Source organism: Streptomyces sp. a15, assembly GCF_059026085.1.
The window spans coordinates 99,664-115,526 of sequence record NZ_JBWLKM010000014.1 but is presented as its reverse complement, the minus strand read 5'-3'; the positions used below and the strand labels follow the sequence as shown (position 1 = coordinate 115,526).

Below are 15,863 nucleotides of genomic sequence, written 5' to 3'. Positions count from 1 at the left end.
GTGTGCCACCGCCACCACCCCGCGCGGCCTCTAGACCACCGCGATGTCCACCGACGGCCGGAGCTTCGCCGCAGCCGCCAGCACCTCGTGGACGGGGTGGGTGTCGAAGGCCGCCACCAGAGACGCGTCTGCCGGGCCTTCGGCCGCGGGGTAGGCGATCTGCTCGTACGCGGCCTGGAAGCGCGGGCCCCAGCGGCGGGCGCCGAGACGGGCGGTGCGGGAGCAGTTGTCGACCATGTGGGCCACGTCCCGGGCGTGCATGTACGGCAGCAGCGAGTCGACGGCCTCGATGACGGACTCGTTGACGATCTCCGACCACGGGTGCCCGCGCTCGGCGAACTCGTCGACCTGGGCCAGCATCGTGGCGACGAAGACACCGGCGGTGAACGGGTCGACCGGCAGCTCCCGTCGGGCGCGCCGAGCCCGCACCCGGTCGCCGGCCGACCACATCGGCGAGCCGCCGATCTCGGTCATCGGGCGGGCCCCGAGCCGCCGTTCGGCCAGGATGACGCTGCGCAGCTCGGTGCCGTCAGCGACCTCGTCGTAGATCTCGGCGACGATCTCGCGGGCGGGTGCGTACGTCGCCGTGTACGCGCGGTCGAAGACGTCCCGGCCGGCCGCGTCGAGGCTCTCGCGCACCGCGCGCAGTCCGGCGCGCGAGATGATGCGGGCGATCGGTCCGGTGACGTTCTCGCAGGACCTCTCGTACGCGGTCACCTCGTCGTCTCCGGCCAGGCGGTGGCGGCCGTACAGGCTCTCGACGATGCCGTGGACGGCGCCGAGCAGGATGGCCCGCTCCCCCACGATGTCGGAGAGGTACTCGCTGTCGAGCGTGGTGCGGAAGGTGTACGGCGAGCCCAGCGCCACCGACCAGCCGAGCGCGAGGTCGACGGCCCGGCCGTCGGGGTCGGCGTGCACGGCGAAACTGCTGTTGATCCCGGCGCCGTTGACCTCGGCGCCCTGCTGGTACAGGCGGCGCACGGAGTCGCCCATGCCCTTGGGGCAGACGGCGATCACCGGATGTCCGGGCGGGAAGTCGCCGCCGGTCTCCCGCAGGTGGCCGAGCAGGAATCCGTGCGAGAGACCGATCGCGGCGCCCGGTTCGAGGACCGCGAAGATCTCCTCGTGGTGCGCGGCGAGGGCGGCGTCCGCGATCAGCAGGATCACCAGGTCGCTGTCGGCGGCGACGGCTAGCCAGTCGCCGAGCGTGCCGTCCTCCTCCGTGAAGCCGTGGGTACGGGCGTCGGCGGCCGAGCGGGAGCCGGGGCGAAGGCCCACGGTCACCCGGATGTCCGTGCCCGCGAGCGAGTCGCGCAGGTTGAGGGCCTGGGCGCGGCCCTGCGGGCCCCAGCCAAGGACGCCGATGCGGCGGACGCCTTCGAAGGCCTGCGGCAGGAGGGAAAACAGGTGTCGGCCGCCGCGCAGGATCGTCTCGGTGCTGCCGGGCACGTCCATCGTTTCGAGGGCGAAGACACGGGAGGTGTACGTGGTCGAGGTCATGGTCGAGTTGTAGGCTCCACCCGAGCGTTGCGGCAAGCGCAACCTTTGCAGCGCGGTGTTGCGTGAAGTGAAAGAGCGAGGTCAGGACAGTGCGGGAGGACCACCGGGAGCTGCGACTCTTCCTGCATCTGGCGCAGACGCTGAACTTCGGCCGGACGAGCCTGGACTGCCATGTCAGCCCGGCGACGCTGACCCGGACCGTGCAGCGGCTGGAGGCGGATCTCGGGCACCGGCTGTTCGACCGAGGTCCCCGCGGGGTGTCACTTACCGCGGAGGGGCACCGTTTCCGCGCATACGCGGTCGAGGCGCTGGAGTTGTGGCGTGCCTACCGCGAGGAGCACCCCGACCCGGCCGAACTGACCGGCCGGCTGGCCGTGTTCGCGACGGTCACCGCCTGTCAGGCGCTGCTGCCCGACCTGTTGGCCCCGTTCCGCGCCGCCCATCCGCAGGTGCGGCTGGACCTGCGCACCGGTGACGCGGCGGCGGCGCTGGCCCGGCTGGACGAGGGCGAGGTCGACGTGGCCGTCGCGGGGATCCCGGCCAGGCTGCCGGAACCCCTGGTCAGCCGTACCGTCGCGGTCACCGAGCTGGTCCTGGTCACCGCACGTGATCGCCCCGACCCCGGTCTCGACGGTCCGTTCGTCCTGCCCCACCGGGGGCTGGTACGTGAGGCCGCCGACCGCTGGTTCCGAATGCGCGGCACGGCACCCGAGGTGGCCTGTGAACCGGACGGTCACGAAGGGCTGTTGACGCTCGTCGCGCTGGGCTGCGGCACGGGCGTGGTTCCCCGTCTCGTACTGGAGCACAGCGCGGTGCGCGAGCGGCTCGCCGTGCTTCCCGTGGAGCCGTTGCCGGAGCCGTTCCCGATCGGGTTGTGCGTACGGCGGGCCGATCTGCGCCGACCGCTGGTGGCAGCGTTGTGGAGCCTCACGGCGCCGAAAAGCTAGTAGCTATCGCGGCACTAGGCCCTGCCGAGGTCGAGGCGTCCGATGCGGGCCACGTTCTGCCGGTCCTCGGTGTCCGCGCTGGCCTCCGCGGCGAACCAGGCGTCGAGGATCTCCTTGAGCAGCGGCTCGGACGTCAGCCGCAGGCTGAGGGCGAGCACATTGGCGTCGTTCCAGCGGCGTGCGCCGTCCGCCGTGTAGGCGTCCGTGCACAGGGCGGCCCGTACGCCCGGCACCTTGTTCGCGGCGATCGAGGCGCCCGTGCCGGTCCAGCAGCACACGACCGCCTGGTCGGCGGTTCCGGCGGCGACCTCGCGCGCGGCGGCCTCCGAGCAGACGGCCCACTGGGGGTCGTCGCCGGGGCTCAGCGCGCCGTACGGCACGACCTCGTGGCCGCGGTCGCGCAGCTCGGCGACGAGGCCGCGCGCCACGGGTTCGTCCATGTCCGAGGAAACGGAGATCCGCATGTCACGAGCCTACCCGGGGCGTGTCCGAGGACGCCTTGCGCGGGTGCGTGAGCTCACTGGGCCAGCGCGCTCAGCGGATCGTCCAGCACCGGCTGCCAGGCCAGCTCGGCCGCGCCGACCAGGCTGTTGTGGTCGAGGGTGCACGCCAGGATGGGGACGCCGCCACTCTGCCCCCACAGGCTGCGGTCGGCGACGACCGCGCGCAGTCGGCCCGGGTCGGCGTCGAGCAGGGTGCGGTGCAGACCGCCGAGGATGATCCGGTCCGGGTTGAGGATGTTCACCAGGCCGGCCAGGCCGAGGCCGAGGCGGTCGATCAGGGCCTCGGTGGCGGTGCGGACGGACGGGTCGTCGTAGTGGTGGCGGACCAGGTCGTTGGCCTGCTGGAGCAGGGACACCTCCGGGCCCAGGTCGCGGCCCGCCGCGGTGAGGAAGGCGAGCGGGTCGGCCTCGACGTCGAGGCAGCCGCGGCTGCCGCAGTGGCAGGGGCGGCCCTCCGGGTTGACCGTGAGGTGGCCGACTTCGAGCGCCAGCCCGGAACTCCCGGTGTGCAGACGCCCGTCGAGGACCAGCGCGCCGCCCACGCCCCGGTGGCCGGTGGCCACGCACAGCAGGTCCCGGGCGCCGCGGCCCGCGCCGTGCCGGTGCTCGGCGAGCGCGGCGAGGTTGACGTCGTTGCCCGCGAAGGCCGGTCCGGTGATCCCGGCCGCGCGTACGCACTCCGCGAAGATACGGCGGACCGGGGCGCCCACCGGCCACGCCAGGTGCAGCGGGTTCAGGGCGAGTCCGTCCGGCTCGGCGACCGCCGACGGCACGGCCAGCCCGGCGCCCACGCACCGCCGTCCGGTCGTGCGCAGCAGTTCGGCGCCGGCCTCCACGACGGACACAAGGACCTTCGCGGGATCTTCTTCGACGGTCTCGCAGCCGGGCGCGGTGGCGACGATACGGCCGCCCAGACCGACCAGCGCCGCCCGGAACCCGTCGGCGTGCACCTGTGCGGCCAGCACGACGGGCCCGTCCTCGGCGACCGCGAGCCGGTGCGAGGGCCGCCCCTGCGAACCGGCCGCCGCGCCGGGCCGGGCGTCGACCCGGATCAGCCCGAGCGCCTCCAGTTCGGCGGCGACCGCGCCGGCGGTGGCTCGCGTCACGCCGAGCTCGGCGGTCAGCACGGCGCGGGTCGGCGCGCGTCCGGTGTGCACGAGCTCCAACGCGGGCCCGAGCGCACCGCGCCCCCGGTCCAGCCGCGCCCTCGAGGGGGTCCCTTCCCCCGCCGTCCGGGGGTCCGCCTTGCCGCTCATGAGGGCGAGTCTCCCATGATCCGCAGACTCGGCGGCCTACAGACCACTGGCCCGAAGCGTGATGTTCAACCGCCCGACCAGACCCAACTCCGGCGGTGCCGTACCCGCCTGGACCCGGGGCACCCCGTGGTACGCGAGCCGGGACGGCCCGCCGAACACGAACAGGTCGCCGCTGCGCAGCTCGACGTCCGTGTACGGCCGGGTCCGGGTCTCGGGATTGCCGAAGCGGAAGACGCAGGTGTCGCCGAGGCTCAGGGACACCACCGGGGCGTCCGACTTCTCGTCGCTGTCGCGGTGCATGCCCATGCGGGCGTCGCCGTCGTAGAAGTTGATCAGTGCGATGTCGTACGGAGCCACCGGTTCACCCAGTGTTTCCAGCACCGCACCGTCCACAGCCCGGTCGGCGGGCGCGCCCAGTAACGGCACGCCTCGAACACCGACCTGAGCTGCGGCTCGGCTAGCGTCTCTGATTAACTGACTGACCCTGAGTGTTGCGCAGGGTGTGAGCCAATCGCCTTCGCGCCCTGGTGCTGCACGGCAGGAACCGGCAGCCCGCGTGACACGTCCCTCCGGACGCTGGTCAGCCAGGACGTGCGCCCCGACTGAGGAGGGTGCCCGACGTCGCCTGGGCGCCGGGCGTTCATGTGACAGTGTGCCACTGAACGCTACGGAGAGCTAATCCGACTGGTGGGCCTGGACGCACGATGAACGACCGTATGACGACTCCCTGGGGCGAGCTCGCGCTGTCCCGCTTCCCCGAGGACCCGCGTGAGAGGCTGCGCGCCTGGGACGCCTGCGACGAGTACCTCCTCCGGTATCTCGCGGACCAGGACGTCCCGCTGTCCGGCACGGTCGTGGTGGTCGGGGACCGCTGGGGCGCGCTGGTCACGGCGCTCGCGGCGCACCGGCCGGCGCAGATCACCGACTCGTATCTGACCCAGGAGGCGACCCGGGCGAACCTGGCGCGGGCCGGCGTCGCGAACGGTGCCGTGCGGCTGCTCACCACGCAGGATCCGCCGCCCGGTCGCGTCGACGTGCTGCTGGTGCGGGTGCCGAAGAGCCTGGCGCTGCTGGAGGACCAGTTGCTGAGGCTGGCGCCCTCGGTGCACGAGGGCACGGTTGTCGTCGGCACCGGCATGGTGAAGGAGATCCACACCTCGACGTTGCAGTTGTTCGAGCGGATCCTCGGTCCGACCCGCACCTCGCTCGCGGAGAAGAAGGCCCGGCTGATCTTCTGCACGCCCGAGCCGTCGCAGGAACGGGCCGCCAATCCGTGGCCGTACAGCTATGAGCTCCCCGACGGCATCGGCCTTGTCTCGGGCCGTACGGTCGTCAACCACGCCGGCGTCTTCTGCGCGGACCGTCTCGACATCGGCACCCGGTTCCTCCTGGAGCATCTGCCGGACAGCCGCGGCGGGCAGCGAGTGGTGGACCTGGGGTGCGGGAACGGGGTCGTCGGTACGGCGATGGCGCTGGCCGATCCCGAGGCGGAGGTGCTGTTCGTGGACGAGTCGTTCCAGGCGGTGGCCTCGGCGGAGGCGACGTTCAAGGCGAACGGCGTGCCGGGGCATGCCGAGTTCCGCGTCGGGGACGGGCTGGCCGGAGTGCCCGCCGACAGCGTGGACCTGGTGCTGAACAATCCGCCGTTCCACTCGCACCAGGCGACCACGGACACCACGGCCTGGCGGATGTTCACCGGAGCGCGGCGCGCGCTCCGGCCGGGCGGCGAGCTGTGGGTGATCGGCAACCGTCATCTCGGATACCACCTGAAGCTGCGGCGGTTGTTCGGCAACAGTGAACTGGTCGCCAGTGGCCCGAAGTTCGTGGTGCTCAAGGCGGTCAAGAGGTAGCGGTCAGTCCTCCGAGACCCCGGATGATCCCCGCCACCGTCCGCACCATCGCCTCCCGTCCCACGCTCAGGTACGTCCGTGAGTCGACCGCCTCGGGGTGGGCGGCCAGGAACTCGCGGATCGCGTCGGTCATCGCGAGGTTGAGCGCGGTGCCGACGTTGATCTTGGTGATGCCGCCCGCGACGGCCTTGGCCAGCTCGTCGTCCGGTACTCCGGACGAGCCGTGCAGCACGAGCGGGACGCCCAGGGTGTCGGCGAGGTGTTTGAGGAGGGTGTGGTCGAGGGCGGCGGTGCGGGTGGTCATGGCGTGGGAGCTGCCGATGGCCACCGCGAGGGCGTCGACGCCGGAGTCCGCGACGAACGCCCGGGCCTCCCCGGGGTCGGTGCGGGCCCCGGGTGCGTGGGCGTCCAGCGGCGACTCGCCGTTCTTGCCGCCGATCCGTCCCAACTCGGCCTCGACCCAGAGCCCTTGGGCATGTGCCCAGTCGGCGGCGGCTCTGGTCGCGGCGAGGTTCTCGTCGTACGGAAGTCGGGCCGCGTCGTACATGACGGAGCTGAATCCGGCGTCGGGTGCCTGGCGGAGGAGGTCGTCGCTCTGTACGTGGTCCAGGTGCAACCCCACGGGTACGGTGGCTCGTTCGGCGGCGGCGACGGCGGCGCGGGCCAGTGGAAGCAGTCGTCCGTAACGGAACTTGACGGCGTTCTCGCTGACTTGGAGGACGACGGGTGCACCCACCGACTCCGCCCCGGCGAGGACTGCCTCGACATGTTCCAGCGTGATGATGTTGAAGGCGGCGACGGCGGAGTGCGTGGCGGCGGCGCGGCTGACGAGCTCGCCGGTGGTGACGAGGGGCACGGACTGTCTCCTGTCTCGGCGCGTCAGGGGGCGAGGATCACTGAGCGGGTGAGGTGGCGGGGCCGGTCGGGGTCCAGGCCGCGGGCCGCCGCGACGGCTACGGCGAGCCGCTGGACGCGGACCAGCTCGGCGAGGGGGTCGAGGCCGCCCGCGACCCACAACCCGCCGGTGTCGCGGACCTGTTCGGGCAGGCCGTCCGGTGCCTCGCCGAGCATCCAGGTGGCGGTGCCGTGGGTGGTGATGCTGATGGGGCCGTGCCGGTACTCCATCGCCGGGTAGGCCTCGGTCCAGGCGAGACAGGCCTCGCGCATCTTCAGCCCTGCCTCGTTGGCCAGCCCGACCGTCCAGCCGCGGCCGAGGAAGGTGAACTGGGCGCAGTCCACGAGCCCTTGGGGCAGCGGCGAGACGAGCGCGGTGCGGGCGTCGGCGACGACGGCGTCGGTGTGCAGGCCGAGGTGGGCGCGGAGCAGGGTGAGCGCGGTGGTGGCGAACCGGGTCTGCACGACCGAGCGTTCGTCCGCGAAGTCCAGGACGACGAGGTCGTCGGCGGCTTCCATGACGGGGGTGCCGGGGTCCGCGGTGATGGCGGTCGTGCGCGTGTGTCCCCGCACCTCACGCAGCAGCTCCAGCACCTCGGTGGTGGTGCCGGAGCGGGTGAGGGCGAGGATCCGGTCGTACGAGCGGCCGTACGGGAACTCGGAGGCGGCGAAGGCGTCCGTCTCGCCCTGGCCCGACCCCTCGCGCAGCGCCGCCACTGCCTGCGCCATGAAGTACGAGGTGCCGCAGCCGACGATCGCGACCCGCTCCCCCGGCGTCGGCAGCGCCCCGGCGTGCTCCGGCGCCCGTACAGCCGCGCGCGTCCAGCACTCGGGCTGGCCGGCCAGCTCGTCCTCTACATGGGACATGCCGCACCCCTTCGTCACTTTGCTTGTTTGTGCAAGATATAGCGAAGTTTCGAGCACAATCAAGCATTCGGGCGGAAGGGTGGGTGCGCTAGGGTCGCCTGGAGATCGAGGAACGGAGGGCGCGGATGTCACGCGACGCCCGTTGGAAGGCGCTGCTGGAACTGCTGGTCGAGCGCGGCCGGTTGGACGTCGAGGAGGCGGCCGCCGAGCTGGCGGTCTCGTCCGCGACCATCCGGCGCGACTTCGACCAGCTGGCCGAGCAGCAGATGCTGGTCCGCACGCGCGGCGGCGCGGTCGTGCACGGGGTGTCGTACGAGCTGCCGCTGCGCTACAAGACGGCCCGCCACGCCTCGGAGAAACAGCGCATCGCCAAGGCGGTGGCGGGCCTCGTCACCCCCGGCGAGGCCGTGGGACTCACCGGCGGGACGACCACGACCGAGGTGGCGCGGGCGCTGGCCGTGCGCGGCGACCTGTCGTCCGGGTCGCCCGCGCTGACCGTGGTCACGAACGCGCTCAACATCGCCAACGAGCTGGCCGTGCGCCCTCAGTTCAAGATCGTGCTGACCGGCGGGGTCGCGCGCCCGCAGTCCTACGAACTCGTCGGACCACTCGCCGACGGCGTGCTGAGCCAAATCACGATCGACGTGGCGGTCCTCGGTGTCGTCGCCTTCGACGTCACGCACGGCACCTCCGCGCACGACGAGGCGGAGGCGGCGATCAACCGGCTGCTCTGCGAACGCGCCGAGCGCGTGATCGTCGCCGCGGACTCCAGCAAACTGGGGCAGCGCGCCTTCGCCCGGATCTGCGCGACGGCGTCCGTGGACACGCTGGTCACGGACACGGCGGCCGGGCCGGACACCGTACGGCAGTTCGAGGAGGCGGGGCTGCGGGTCGTCGCGGTCTAGCCCTCAGGGCGGTCACGGCAGTCAGGCGACAGTGCGGTCACGGAAAGCCCCGTCGGTCGCGAAGGCCAGCTCGGCGAAGCGTTCGCCGATGTGGCGGTGGGTGGCGGCGTCGGGGTGGAGGTTGTCGGGCAGCGGGAGCTCGGCGGAGTCCGCCTCGCCGTAGAGGTCGCGGCCGTCGAGGTAGTACAGGTTCGGGTCCTCGGCCGCCCGCTGCGCCACGATCCGGGCCAGCTCGTCCCGTATGACGCCCAGGGTCAGCTTTCCGACCGCACGCTCGGCCGGATCACCCATGGCCACGAACCGCAGCCGCCCCTCGGCGAGGGCCGTGAAGTCCGGGGCGCTGGGCCCGGGCGTGTCCTCGTGGATGGGACACAGGATGGGCGAGACGACGAGCAGCGGGATGGTGGGGTGCCCTTCGCGGACGGTGTCGAGGAAGCCGTGGACGGCGGGGCCGAAGGCGCGCAGGCGCATCAGGTCGGCGTTGACCAGGTTGATGCCGATCTTCACGCTGACCAGGTCGGCGGGGGTGTCGCGCAGGGCGCGGGCCGTGAACGGGTCGAGCAGGGCGCTGCCGGCCAGTCCCAGGTTGATCAGTTCCACACCGCCGAGGGAGGCGGCGAGCGCGGGCCAGATGGCGGTGGGACTCGCGGCGTCGGAGCCGTGACTGATCGAGCTGCCGTGGTGCAGCCACACCCTGCGGCCCGGGTCCGGGGCGGGCTCGACGGGGGCGTCGGTGCGCAGGGCGATCAGTTCGGTGGTCTCGTTGTGCGGCAGCCAGAGCTCGACGTCCTTGGCGCCGTCGGGCAGACCGGTGAAGCGGAGGGTGCCGGGCGGGCCGGGCCGGTGCTCGGCGGTCCCGGCCGCCATGTCGGTGATCACGACGTTGCCGCCCATGACGCTCCCCCGGCCGGCCGGGCGGCCGTCGACGACCAGGTCGTACACGCCGTCCGGGCGGGGCGGGGCGCCCACGTAGCTGCGCTTGGTGGGCAGCGTGTCCAGCTCGATGGCGGTGGCCCGGGTGCGGAAGACCAGGCGTACGCCGGAGGGCTGTGCCTCCGCCATGGCCAGTTGGGCGTCGGAACACTGGGCGCGGGCCCGGGCGGGCAGCCGGTGCGGCAGCACGCCGTGCTCGGTGCGCTCCACGTCGAGGGCGCCGCGCAGCAGCTCCGCGGTCACGGGTGTGGTGGTCCAGTTGTCCTGGGTGTGCATTGATCTCAACCTGTCGATCATCGTGGGGGAGGCTGCGCCGCGGGCCAGTTCCGCAGCAGGGCGTCGAGGGCGTCCAGGATCCGCGACCAGCTCTCCTGTGAGTCGGGGGCGCTGTGGCTGAACCCGCCCGCCAGCTCCAGGCTGACGTAACCGTGGAAGACACTGCCCAGCAGCCGGACCGCATGCGTCTGGTCGGGCTCGGCGAGGTCGTAGCCGCGCAGGATCGCCCGTGTCATCCCGGCGTGTCTGCCGCCCGCGCTCGCGGCCGCCTCCTCCGGAGTGAGCCTCCACTGGGCGGCGGAGTACCGGCCGGGATGGTCCCGTGCGTAGTCGCGGTACACGTTCGCCAGGGCGGTCAGGGCGTCCTTGCCGGCCCGGCCGGCCAGCGCGGCGGCGCCCCGGTCGGCCAGCTCCTCCAGGGCGAGCAGGGCGATGCCGCTCTTGAGGTCGTCGGAGTTCTTCACGTGCGAGTAGAGGCTCGCGACCTTGACGTCGAACCGCCGGGCCAGCTCCGAGACGGTCACCTGGTCGAATCCGACCTCGTCGGCCAACTCGGCTCCCGCCCGGACCAGACGTTTCCTGGTCAGTCCTACCCGTGCCATAACCTGTCCCTCGTTTACCTGAATCGATTGTGCACTTGCCTAATAGCTTTAGGCAAGTTCGCATATCCCTCTCCCCCCGCCGTCCCGCCCGCTCCCCCTAAGCTGAGGCTGAGTTGATCGCGTGTCGGGCCCGGGAGGCTGCGATGGATGCAACACAGCACGTGTCCGGGGCCGCGCGCTATCTGCCGATCGCCGAGCACGGTCTGATCGGCGATCTGCGCAGCGTGGCCCTGGTGGGGACCGACGGCACGATCGACTGGTACTGCTGCCCCTCCTTCGACGCCCCGAGCGTCTTCGCCTCGATCCTGGACGCGGAGAAGGGCGGCTGCTTCGAGCTGGCGGCGAGCGTGCCGGCCCGCACCAAGCAGTTCTACTTCCCCGACACCAACGTCCTGATCACCCGGTTCTACACCGAGGACGGCGTCGGCGAGGTGCAGGACTTCATGCCGGTCGACGGCAGCTCGGTGGAGATCGAACGGCACCGGCTGATCCGGCGAGTGGTGTGCGTGCGCGGCTCCATCCCGTTCCGCACGCGCGTGGCGCCTCGCTTCGACTACGGCGCCCAGCCGCACACGGTCCGCATGGTCGGCGACGTCGCGGTCTTCGAGTCCGCCGAGCTGTCACTGGGACTGACCGCGACCGTACCGCTGGAGGTCGAGGGCCTGGACGCGCGGGCCGACTTCAAGCTCGCCGAGGGCGAGTCGGCGGTGTTCGCGCTGGACCAGGTGGGCGGCGAGGTGGCTCCCCGCCGATGCGCGCGGACGGAGGCCGAGGAGCAGTTCACCACCACGGTGGCGTACTGGCGGAACTGGCTGTCCGCGTCCAAGTACCGTGGCCGCTGGCGGGAGATGGTGCACCGCTCGGCCCTCACCCTGAAGCTGTTGACCTACGCCCCGACCGGCGCGATCGTGGCCGCCCCCACGACGAGCCTGCCCGAGGAGCTCGGCGGCGAGCGCAACTGGGACTACCGGTACGTGTGGGTGCGCGACGCCGCCTTCTGCGTGTACGCGTTGCTGCGGCTGGGCTTCACCGGCGAGGCCGAGGCGTTCATGAACTTCGTGACCCGGCACATCAGTCCCGGCGACGGCAAACCGTCGGGCCCCCTGCAGATCATGTACGGCATCGACGGCCGCACCGACCTGCCCGAGCGGGAACTCCCTCATCTGGAGGGACACCAGGGCTCCGCGCCGGTACGGATCGGCAACGGCGCGGCCGAGCAGCTCCAACTCGACATCTACGGCGCGCTGATCGACTCGATCTACCTCTACGACAAGTGGGCCAAGCCGATCTCCAGCGGCCAGTGGGACGACGTGTGCGCGCTGGTGGACTGGGTGTGCGAGCACTGGGACCAGCCCGACGAGGGCATTTGGGAGACCCGCGGCGGCCGCAAGAACTTCCTGTACTCGCGGCTGATGTGCTGGGTGGCGATCGAGCGGGCGATCCGCATGGCCAACCGGCGCGGTCTGCCCGCCGACCTGTCCCGCTGGCGGGAGATCCGCGACACGATCTACCGGCGGATCATGAAGCGGGGCTGGTCCGAGGCCCGCCAGGCCTTCGTCCAGACCGAGGACGGCGACGTACTCGACGCGGCGGTCCTGATGATGCCGTTGACGAAGTTCATCGCCCCGACCGACCCCAAGTGGCTGTCCACCCTGGACGCGCTCACCCACGACCTGGTGTCCGACTCACTGGTCTACCGCTACGACCCGCAGGCGAGCCCCGACGGACTGCGCGGCGACGAGGGAACGTTCTCCATCTGCTCGTTCTGGTACGTCGAGGCCATGGTCCACGCCGGGCGGATCGACGAGGCCCGGCTGGCCTTCGAGAAGATGCTCACCTACGCCAACCATCTGGGCCTGTACGCCGAGGAGATCAGCCACACCGGCGAGCAACAGGGCAACTTCCCCCAGGCTTTCACCCATCTCGCCCTGATCAGCGCCGCGTTCAACCTCGACCGTGCCCTCGGCTGACCGCCGAGGGCACGGGGGCGGGCGTCAGGACGACAGACCCTGCCAGAAGTCGAGGTTGTGCTCCGCACCGAAGTCCCGGGTGGCCTTGGAACAGGCCGCCGGGGGCTCGGAGCCCGCCGGCGCGGTGTCACAGGCGACCAGTGACATCAACTCCTGTGTCTTCGCGCTGTACTTGGGCCAGGCGGGGGCGCGGGGGCCGTTCGGGTCCGCGTCGGCGGCGAACCGGCCCCAGTAGGTGATCATCTGCCGGGACAGCTCCAGCTGGTCGTCGTCGTACGGCATGGTCTGGCCCAGGTAGTCCCAGAGGTAGCCGAGGTCGTCGACATGGATGGCGCCGCCGAAGGGGAAGTTTCGCGCGGACTCGCTCTTCTGCTGGATCAGGAAGATGGACGTGAAGTGAGGGGTGTCGCTCTCGGCGAACTCGTAGGCGTACGTGGTGACCCACTTCGACAGCGCGGCCATCAGCTGCTGCCGGGTGGAGGACGTCGAGTCGTTCTGGGCGGCGGTGAACGCCTCGCCGGGGGTGTCATAGGCGCTGAGCGGGTATTCGGCGAGCACCTTGTCGGCGTTCGCCCCATAGGCGGAGCGGACCGCTGTCTCATACCCGGCGGCCGTCATCGGCGTACCGAGGTAGTCGTAGTTCTGGAAGGTGAACAGGCCACGTTCGCTGTTGGTCTGACCCAGCATCACCGGGACGCGGTTGAACTTCCCCGTCTGGACGGCGGTGCCCGGGTTGACGGGGAAGGCGGAGCCGCCGACGGACGGGGAGACGCCCGCCTTCTTCTGGGCGGCCAGAAGATCGGCGGCGGGCTTGGCGCGCAGGCAGGCGACGACCTCGGAGGCGGCGTCGCAGCCGACGGCCTTGACGAACGCCTCGCTCTGCGCCTGACCGGAGGCCGCGGACTGCAGGTTGCAGCCGCCGCTCATGATGCCCGCCCGGGCGAACAGCCCCTTGGCGGTGGGCGAGGCGAGGTGGTCGCAGACCGAACCGGCACCGGCCGACTGCCCGGCGATGGTCACGTTCCTCGGATCACCGCCGAAGCGGGCGATGTTGCCGTGCACCCAGCGCAGGGCCGCCTGCTGGTCGAGGAGCCCGTAGTTGCCCGGTCCGTCCTTGCTCTCGGCCTGCAACTGGGGCAGGTTCAGCGTGCCGAGCACGCCGACGCGGTAGTTGACGGTGACGACGACCGCGCCCGTCTGCTCGACGAACTTGCGCGGATCGGTGTCCTGGCCCGCGCCTCCGGTGAATCCGCCGCCGTGGATCCACACCAGCACCGGTGCCTTCGCCTTGGCTCGGTCGGGGACGTAGACGTTGAGGGCGAGGCGGTCCTCGGAGGTGATGGTCTTCTCGTAGCCGGGGTCCCAACCGCTGTTCTGCGCACAGCGGTCGGAGAAGGAGGTGGCGTCGCGCACGCCGGACCACCGGGCGGCCGGCTGCGGCGGCTTCCACCGGTTGGCACCGGAGGCGTCGGCCGCGTACGGGATGCCGAGCCACTCGTCGTAACCGGTCCGGTGGGCGCCTTTGACCTTGCCGTTCGTGGTCTGTACGAGGGTGGAGGCGGGGCGGGCCGACTGCGTGGGCGCGTCGTCGGACTGGGCGGCCTGGGCGACGACGGGGGTGATCCCGAGGCCGAGGAGACTCACGGTGGCGAGGGTGGCGCGGACTCTGCCGCGCAGGGCGGTGATCAATCTCATTGCTCCCTGCTCTCTGCGTGCGGGCGTACTGAGGGAAGGCGGCCGGGGGGGTGGTTCAGGCGAGCCAGAAGTCGCAGTAGTGGTCGGCCGCGAACGTGGTGACGACCTTGCTCGCTCCTGCGGTGCGCAGCTGCAGCACCTGCTGCTCGGGGCCGTACGTCGGCCAGGCCGGGGCGCCCTTGACGTTCGGATCACCGTGGTGCGCGAAGGCGCCCCAGTACCGCATCATCTGGTCCGAGAGCCGCTCCTGCCGTGCGGTGAGGGGCTTCTCGCCGAGGGTGAAGTCGAAGAGGTAGGCGAGTTCGGCGCTGTGGGCGTTGGACATGTCCTCGCCGGGGACGGCGAATCCGTAGAGGGTCGGCGAGGTGGGGTCGTTGAACTCGTAGCGGTAGACGGGGGTCTTGGCCGCCATCACCTGGGCGGTCTGCTGCATGGAGCAGGCCCGCTGGGCGTCGGTCTGGACCTGGGTGATGGCGTCGTAGGGGCTCTTGAAGCGGCTCAGGGGATACAGCTCCAGGACGCGTTCGGCGCGGTCTCCGTACGTCTTGCGGACCAGGTCCTCGTAGCCCTGCGCGGTGATGCCGGCGAGCGCGGTGGACAGCAGCCGGTTCTCGGAGCGGGTGGTGCCCGTCATGACCGGGACGGCGTTCCAACTACCGTCCACGAAGGCCTGCTTGAAGGACTTGGGGAGCAGGGAGCCGCCCACCTTGGAGCTTCCGCGATAGTCGGCCTGGTGGGCGATCAGTGTGCCGGGCCAGGCCTTTCGCAGGCAGGCGACGACGGCCTCCGAGGCCGCGTCGGCGCAGCCCACCGCCTGGGCGAATCCGACGCCGCTCTGCTCCCCGGCCGACAGTGTGGTGCGGTCGCTCAGACACGTGGAACTCTGCACGATCGCCTGGTCGAACAGGCCGCGGGCCGACGGCATGGCCATCAGGTCGCAGACGGCCGAGCCGCCGGCCGACTGGCCGTAGATCGTGACGTTGCCCGGGTCGCCGCCGAAGCGGGCGATGTTGTCCTGTACCCACTCCAGCGACGCCCGCTGGTCCATGCGTCCGTAGTTGCCGGAACCGCCGGGGGTGACGGCGCTGAGGGCCGGGTGGGCGAGGAAACCGAGGGCGCCCAGGCGGTAGTTGACGGAGATGACGATGGTGTCGGTCTTCGCGGCCATGGTGCTGCCGCCGTAGATGACACCGGTGCCCTGGGTGTGGCCGCCGCCGTGGAACCACACCATGACGGGCAGCTTCGCGGTGGTGGCCGTCCGGGCCGGACGGTACACGTCCAGATACAGGCAGTCCTCGCTGACGGCCTGTTCCTCCCGTACACCGGTGGGCTCGAACTACAGACAGGCGGGCGACTGCCGGTCGGCCTCCCGGACGTCCTTCCAGGACGTCGGCGCGGCGGGCGGCGCGAACCTCGACTCCCGTACCGGCGGCGCCGCGTAGGGCAGACCGAGGAACCGGTCGGCACCCGCCCCGGTGATGCCGCGGACGGGCCCGCTCTCGGTCCGAACAACCAAGGTGCTCTGCTCCCTGGAAAGGTGTCCGGTGGAATCCGCCGCCACGCGTGCGGCGCCCAGCGCCAGGGCGGGAACGACGGCCGCCGTCACGAGGGCGGCCGAAAGTTGTCTGAATGTACGTCTCATCAACTCGTCGCCTCTCAGAAGAG

At 71.4% G+C, this 15,863-nt stretch carries 13 protein-coding genes and 1 pseudogene; 4 read left to right on the top strand and 10 right to left on the bottom strand.

Annotated features, from left to right (window positions below; genetic code table 11):
* Positions 1 to 30: 30 nt before the first annotated feature.
* Positions 31 to 1,500 carry a ketol-acid reductoisomerase gene (locus tag AC5P09_RS17435; RefSeq protein WP_493874790.1) on the bottom strand — a complete coding sequence of 490 codons (1,470 nt, stop codon included), beginning with the start codon at positions 1,498 to 1,500 and terminating at the stop codon, positions 31 to 33.
* A gap of 89 nt (positions 1,501 to 1,589) precedes the next feature.
* Here AC5P09_RS17435 and ilvY point away from each other — a divergent pair, with 89 nt between their 5' ends.
* Positions 1,590 to 2,447, top strand: a complete 858-nt coding sequence (ilvY, locus tag AC5P09_RS17430) for an HTH-type transcriptional activator IlvY (protein WP_493874789.1) — start codon at positions 1,590 to 1,592, stop codon at positions 2,445 to 2,447.
* A gap of 14 nt (positions 2,448 to 2,461) precedes the next feature.
* On the opposite strand, the gene AC5P09_RS17425 is transcribed toward ilvY, so the two are convergent.
* Genes AC5P09_RS17425 through AC5P09_RS17415 form a run of 3 tightly spaced genes read right to left on the bottom strand, consistent with a single transcriptional unit; the run spans position 2,462 to position 4,857 of the window.
* Complete coding sequence (locus AC5P09_RS17425) at positions 2,462 to 2,911, bottom strand: RpiB/LacA/LacB family sugar-phosphate isomerase (protein ID WP_493874788.1); 450 nt, start codon at positions 2,909 to 2,911, stop codon at positions 2,462 to 2,464.
* Positions 2,912 to 2,964: 53 nt separating this feature from the next.
* Positions 2,965 to 4,206 carry an ROK family protein gene (locus AC5P09_RS17420; protein ID WP_493874787.1) on the bottom strand — a complete coding sequence of 414 codons (1,242 nt, stop codon included), beginning with the start codon at positions 4,204 to 4,206 and terminating at the stop codon, positions 2,965 to 2,967.
* 36 nt (positions 4,207 to 4,242) lie between these two features.
* A complete protein-coding gene (locus AC5P09_RS17415; RefSeq protein WP_493874839.1) occupies positions 4,243 to 4,857 on the bottom strand; it encodes an alpha-ketoglutarate-dependent dioxygenase AlkB in 615 nt (204 codons plus the stop codon).
* 65 nt (positions 4,858 to 4,922) lie between these two features.
* On the opposite strand from AC5P09_RS17415, the gene AC5P09_RS17410 reads away from it, so the two are divergent.
* Complete coding sequence (locus tag AC5P09_RS17410; RefSeq protein WP_493874786.1) at positions 4,923 to 6,056, top strand: methyltransferase; 1,134 nt, start codon at positions 4,923 to 4,925, stop codon at positions 6,054 to 6,056.
* On the opposite strand, the gene AC5P09_RS17405 is transcribed toward AC5P09_RS17410, so the two are convergent.
* Entirely contained in the window at positions 6,046 to 6,912 is an 867-nt protein-coding gene (locus AC5P09_RS17405; RefSeq protein ID WP_493874785.1) for a class II fructose-bisphosphate aldolase, read from the bottom strand. The genes AC5P09_RS17410 and AC5P09_RS17405 overlap by 11 nt on opposite strands.
* A gap of 23 nt (positions 6,913 to 6,935) precedes the next feature.
* Positions 6,936 to 7,817, bottom strand: coding sequence for an SIS domain-containing protein (locus AC5P09_RS17400; protein WP_493874784.1), 882 nt, complete (start codon positions 7,815 to 7,817; stop codon positions 6,936 to 6,938).
* A 125-nt stretch (positions 7,818 to 7,942) separates the two neighbouring features.
* On the opposite strand from AC5P09_RS17400, the gene AC5P09_RS17395 reads away from it, so the two are divergent.
* A complete protein-coding gene (locus AC5P09_RS17395; RefSeq protein WP_493874783.1) occupies positions 7,943 to 8,722 on the top strand; it encodes a DeoR/GlpR family DNA-binding transcription regulator in 780 nt (259 codons plus the stop codon).
* A 21-nt stretch (positions 8,723 to 8,743) separates the two neighbouring features.
* Here the strand turns inward: AC5P09_RS17395 and AC5P09_RS17390 are convergent, their stop codons facing one another.
* Positions 8,744 to 9,931: a GDSL-type esterase/lipase family protein gene (locus AC5P09_RS17390; RefSeq protein ID WP_493874782.1), complete on the bottom strand. Its 1,188-nt coding sequence runs from the start codon at positions 9,929 to 9,931 to the stop codon at positions 8,744 to 8,746.
* Between the two features lie 17 nt (positions 9,932 to 9,948).
* Positions 9,949 to 10,533 carry a TetR/AcrR family transcriptional regulator gene (locus AC5P09_RS17385; protein WP_493874781.1) on the bottom strand — a complete coding sequence of 195 codons (585 nt, stop codon included), beginning with the start codon at positions 10,531 to 10,533 and terminating at the stop codon, positions 9,949 to 9,951.
* A 143-nt stretch (positions 10,534 to 10,676) separates the two neighbouring features.
* Here AC5P09_RS17385 and AC5P09_RS17380 point away from each other — a divergent pair, with 143 nt between their 5' ends.
* Entirely contained in the window at positions 10,677 to 12,503 is a 1,827-nt protein-coding gene (locus AC5P09_RS17380) for a glycoside hydrolase family 15 protein (RefSeq protein ID WP_493874780.1), read from the top strand.
* A 24-nt stretch (positions 12,504 to 12,527) separates the two neighbouring features.
* Here AC5P09_RS17380 and AC5P09_RS17375 read toward each other — a convergent pair whose 3' ends face one another.
* Together AC5P09_RS17375 and AC5P09_RS17370 are read right to left on the bottom strand one after the other, a co-directional pair.
* A complete protein-coding gene (locus tag AC5P09_RS17375; protein ID WP_493874779.1) occupies positions 12,528 to 14,198 on the bottom strand; it encodes a carboxylesterase/lipase family protein in 1,671 nt (556 codons plus the stop codon).
* Positions 14,199 to 14,253: 55 nt separating this feature from the next.
* Positions 14,254 to 15,714, bottom strand: a pseudogene (locus AC5P09_RS17370) (carboxylesterase/lipase family protein).
* Between the last annotated feature and the right edge of the window lie 149 nt (positions 15,715 to 15,863).

Excerpts from the sequence above, each read along its gene's own strand:
- AC5P09_RS17410 (WP_493874786.1), top strand. The coding sequence starts at position 4,923 with ATGACGACTCCCTGGGGCGAGCTCGCGCTGTCCCGCTTCCCCGAGGAC.
- AC5P09_RS17420 (WP_493874787.1), bottom strand. The coding sequence starts at position 4,206 with ATGAGCGGCAAGGCGGACCCCCGGACGGCGGGGGAAGGGACCCCCTCG.
- AC5P09_RS17385 (WP_493874781.1), bottom strand. The coding sequence starts at position 10,533 with ATGGCACGGGTAGGACTGACCAGGAAACGTCTGGTCCGGGCGGGAGCC.
- AC5P09_RS17390 (WP_493874782.1), bottom strand. The coding sequence starts at position 9,931 with ATGCACACCCAGGACAACTGGACCACCACACCCGTGACCGCGGAGCTG.
- AC5P09_RS17400 (WP_493874784.1), bottom strand. The coding sequence starts at position 7,817 with ATGTCCCATGTAGAGGACGAGCTGGCCGGCCAGCCCGAGTGCTGGACG.
- AC5P09_RS17395 (WP_493874783.1), top strand. The coding sequence starts at position 7,943 with ATGTCACGCGACGCCCGTTGGAAGGCGCTGCTGGAACTGCTGGTCGAG.
- AC5P09_RS17380 (WP_493874780.1), top strand. The coding sequence starts at position 10,677 with ATGGATGCAACACAGCACGTGTCCGGGGCCGCGCGCTATCTGCCGATC.
- AC5P09_RS17375 (WP_493874779.1), bottom strand. The coding sequence starts at position 14,198 with ATGAGATTGATCACCGCCCTGCGCGGCAGAGTCCGCGCCACCCTCGCC.
- AC5P09_RS17435 (WP_493874790.1), bottom strand. The coding sequence starts at position 1,500 with ATGACCTCGACCACGTACACCTCCCGTGTCTTCGCCCTCGAAACGATG.
- AC5P09_RS17425 (WP_493874788.1), bottom strand. The coding sequence starts at position 2,911 with ATGCGGATCTCCGTTTCCTCGGACATGGACGAACCCGTGGCGCGCGGC.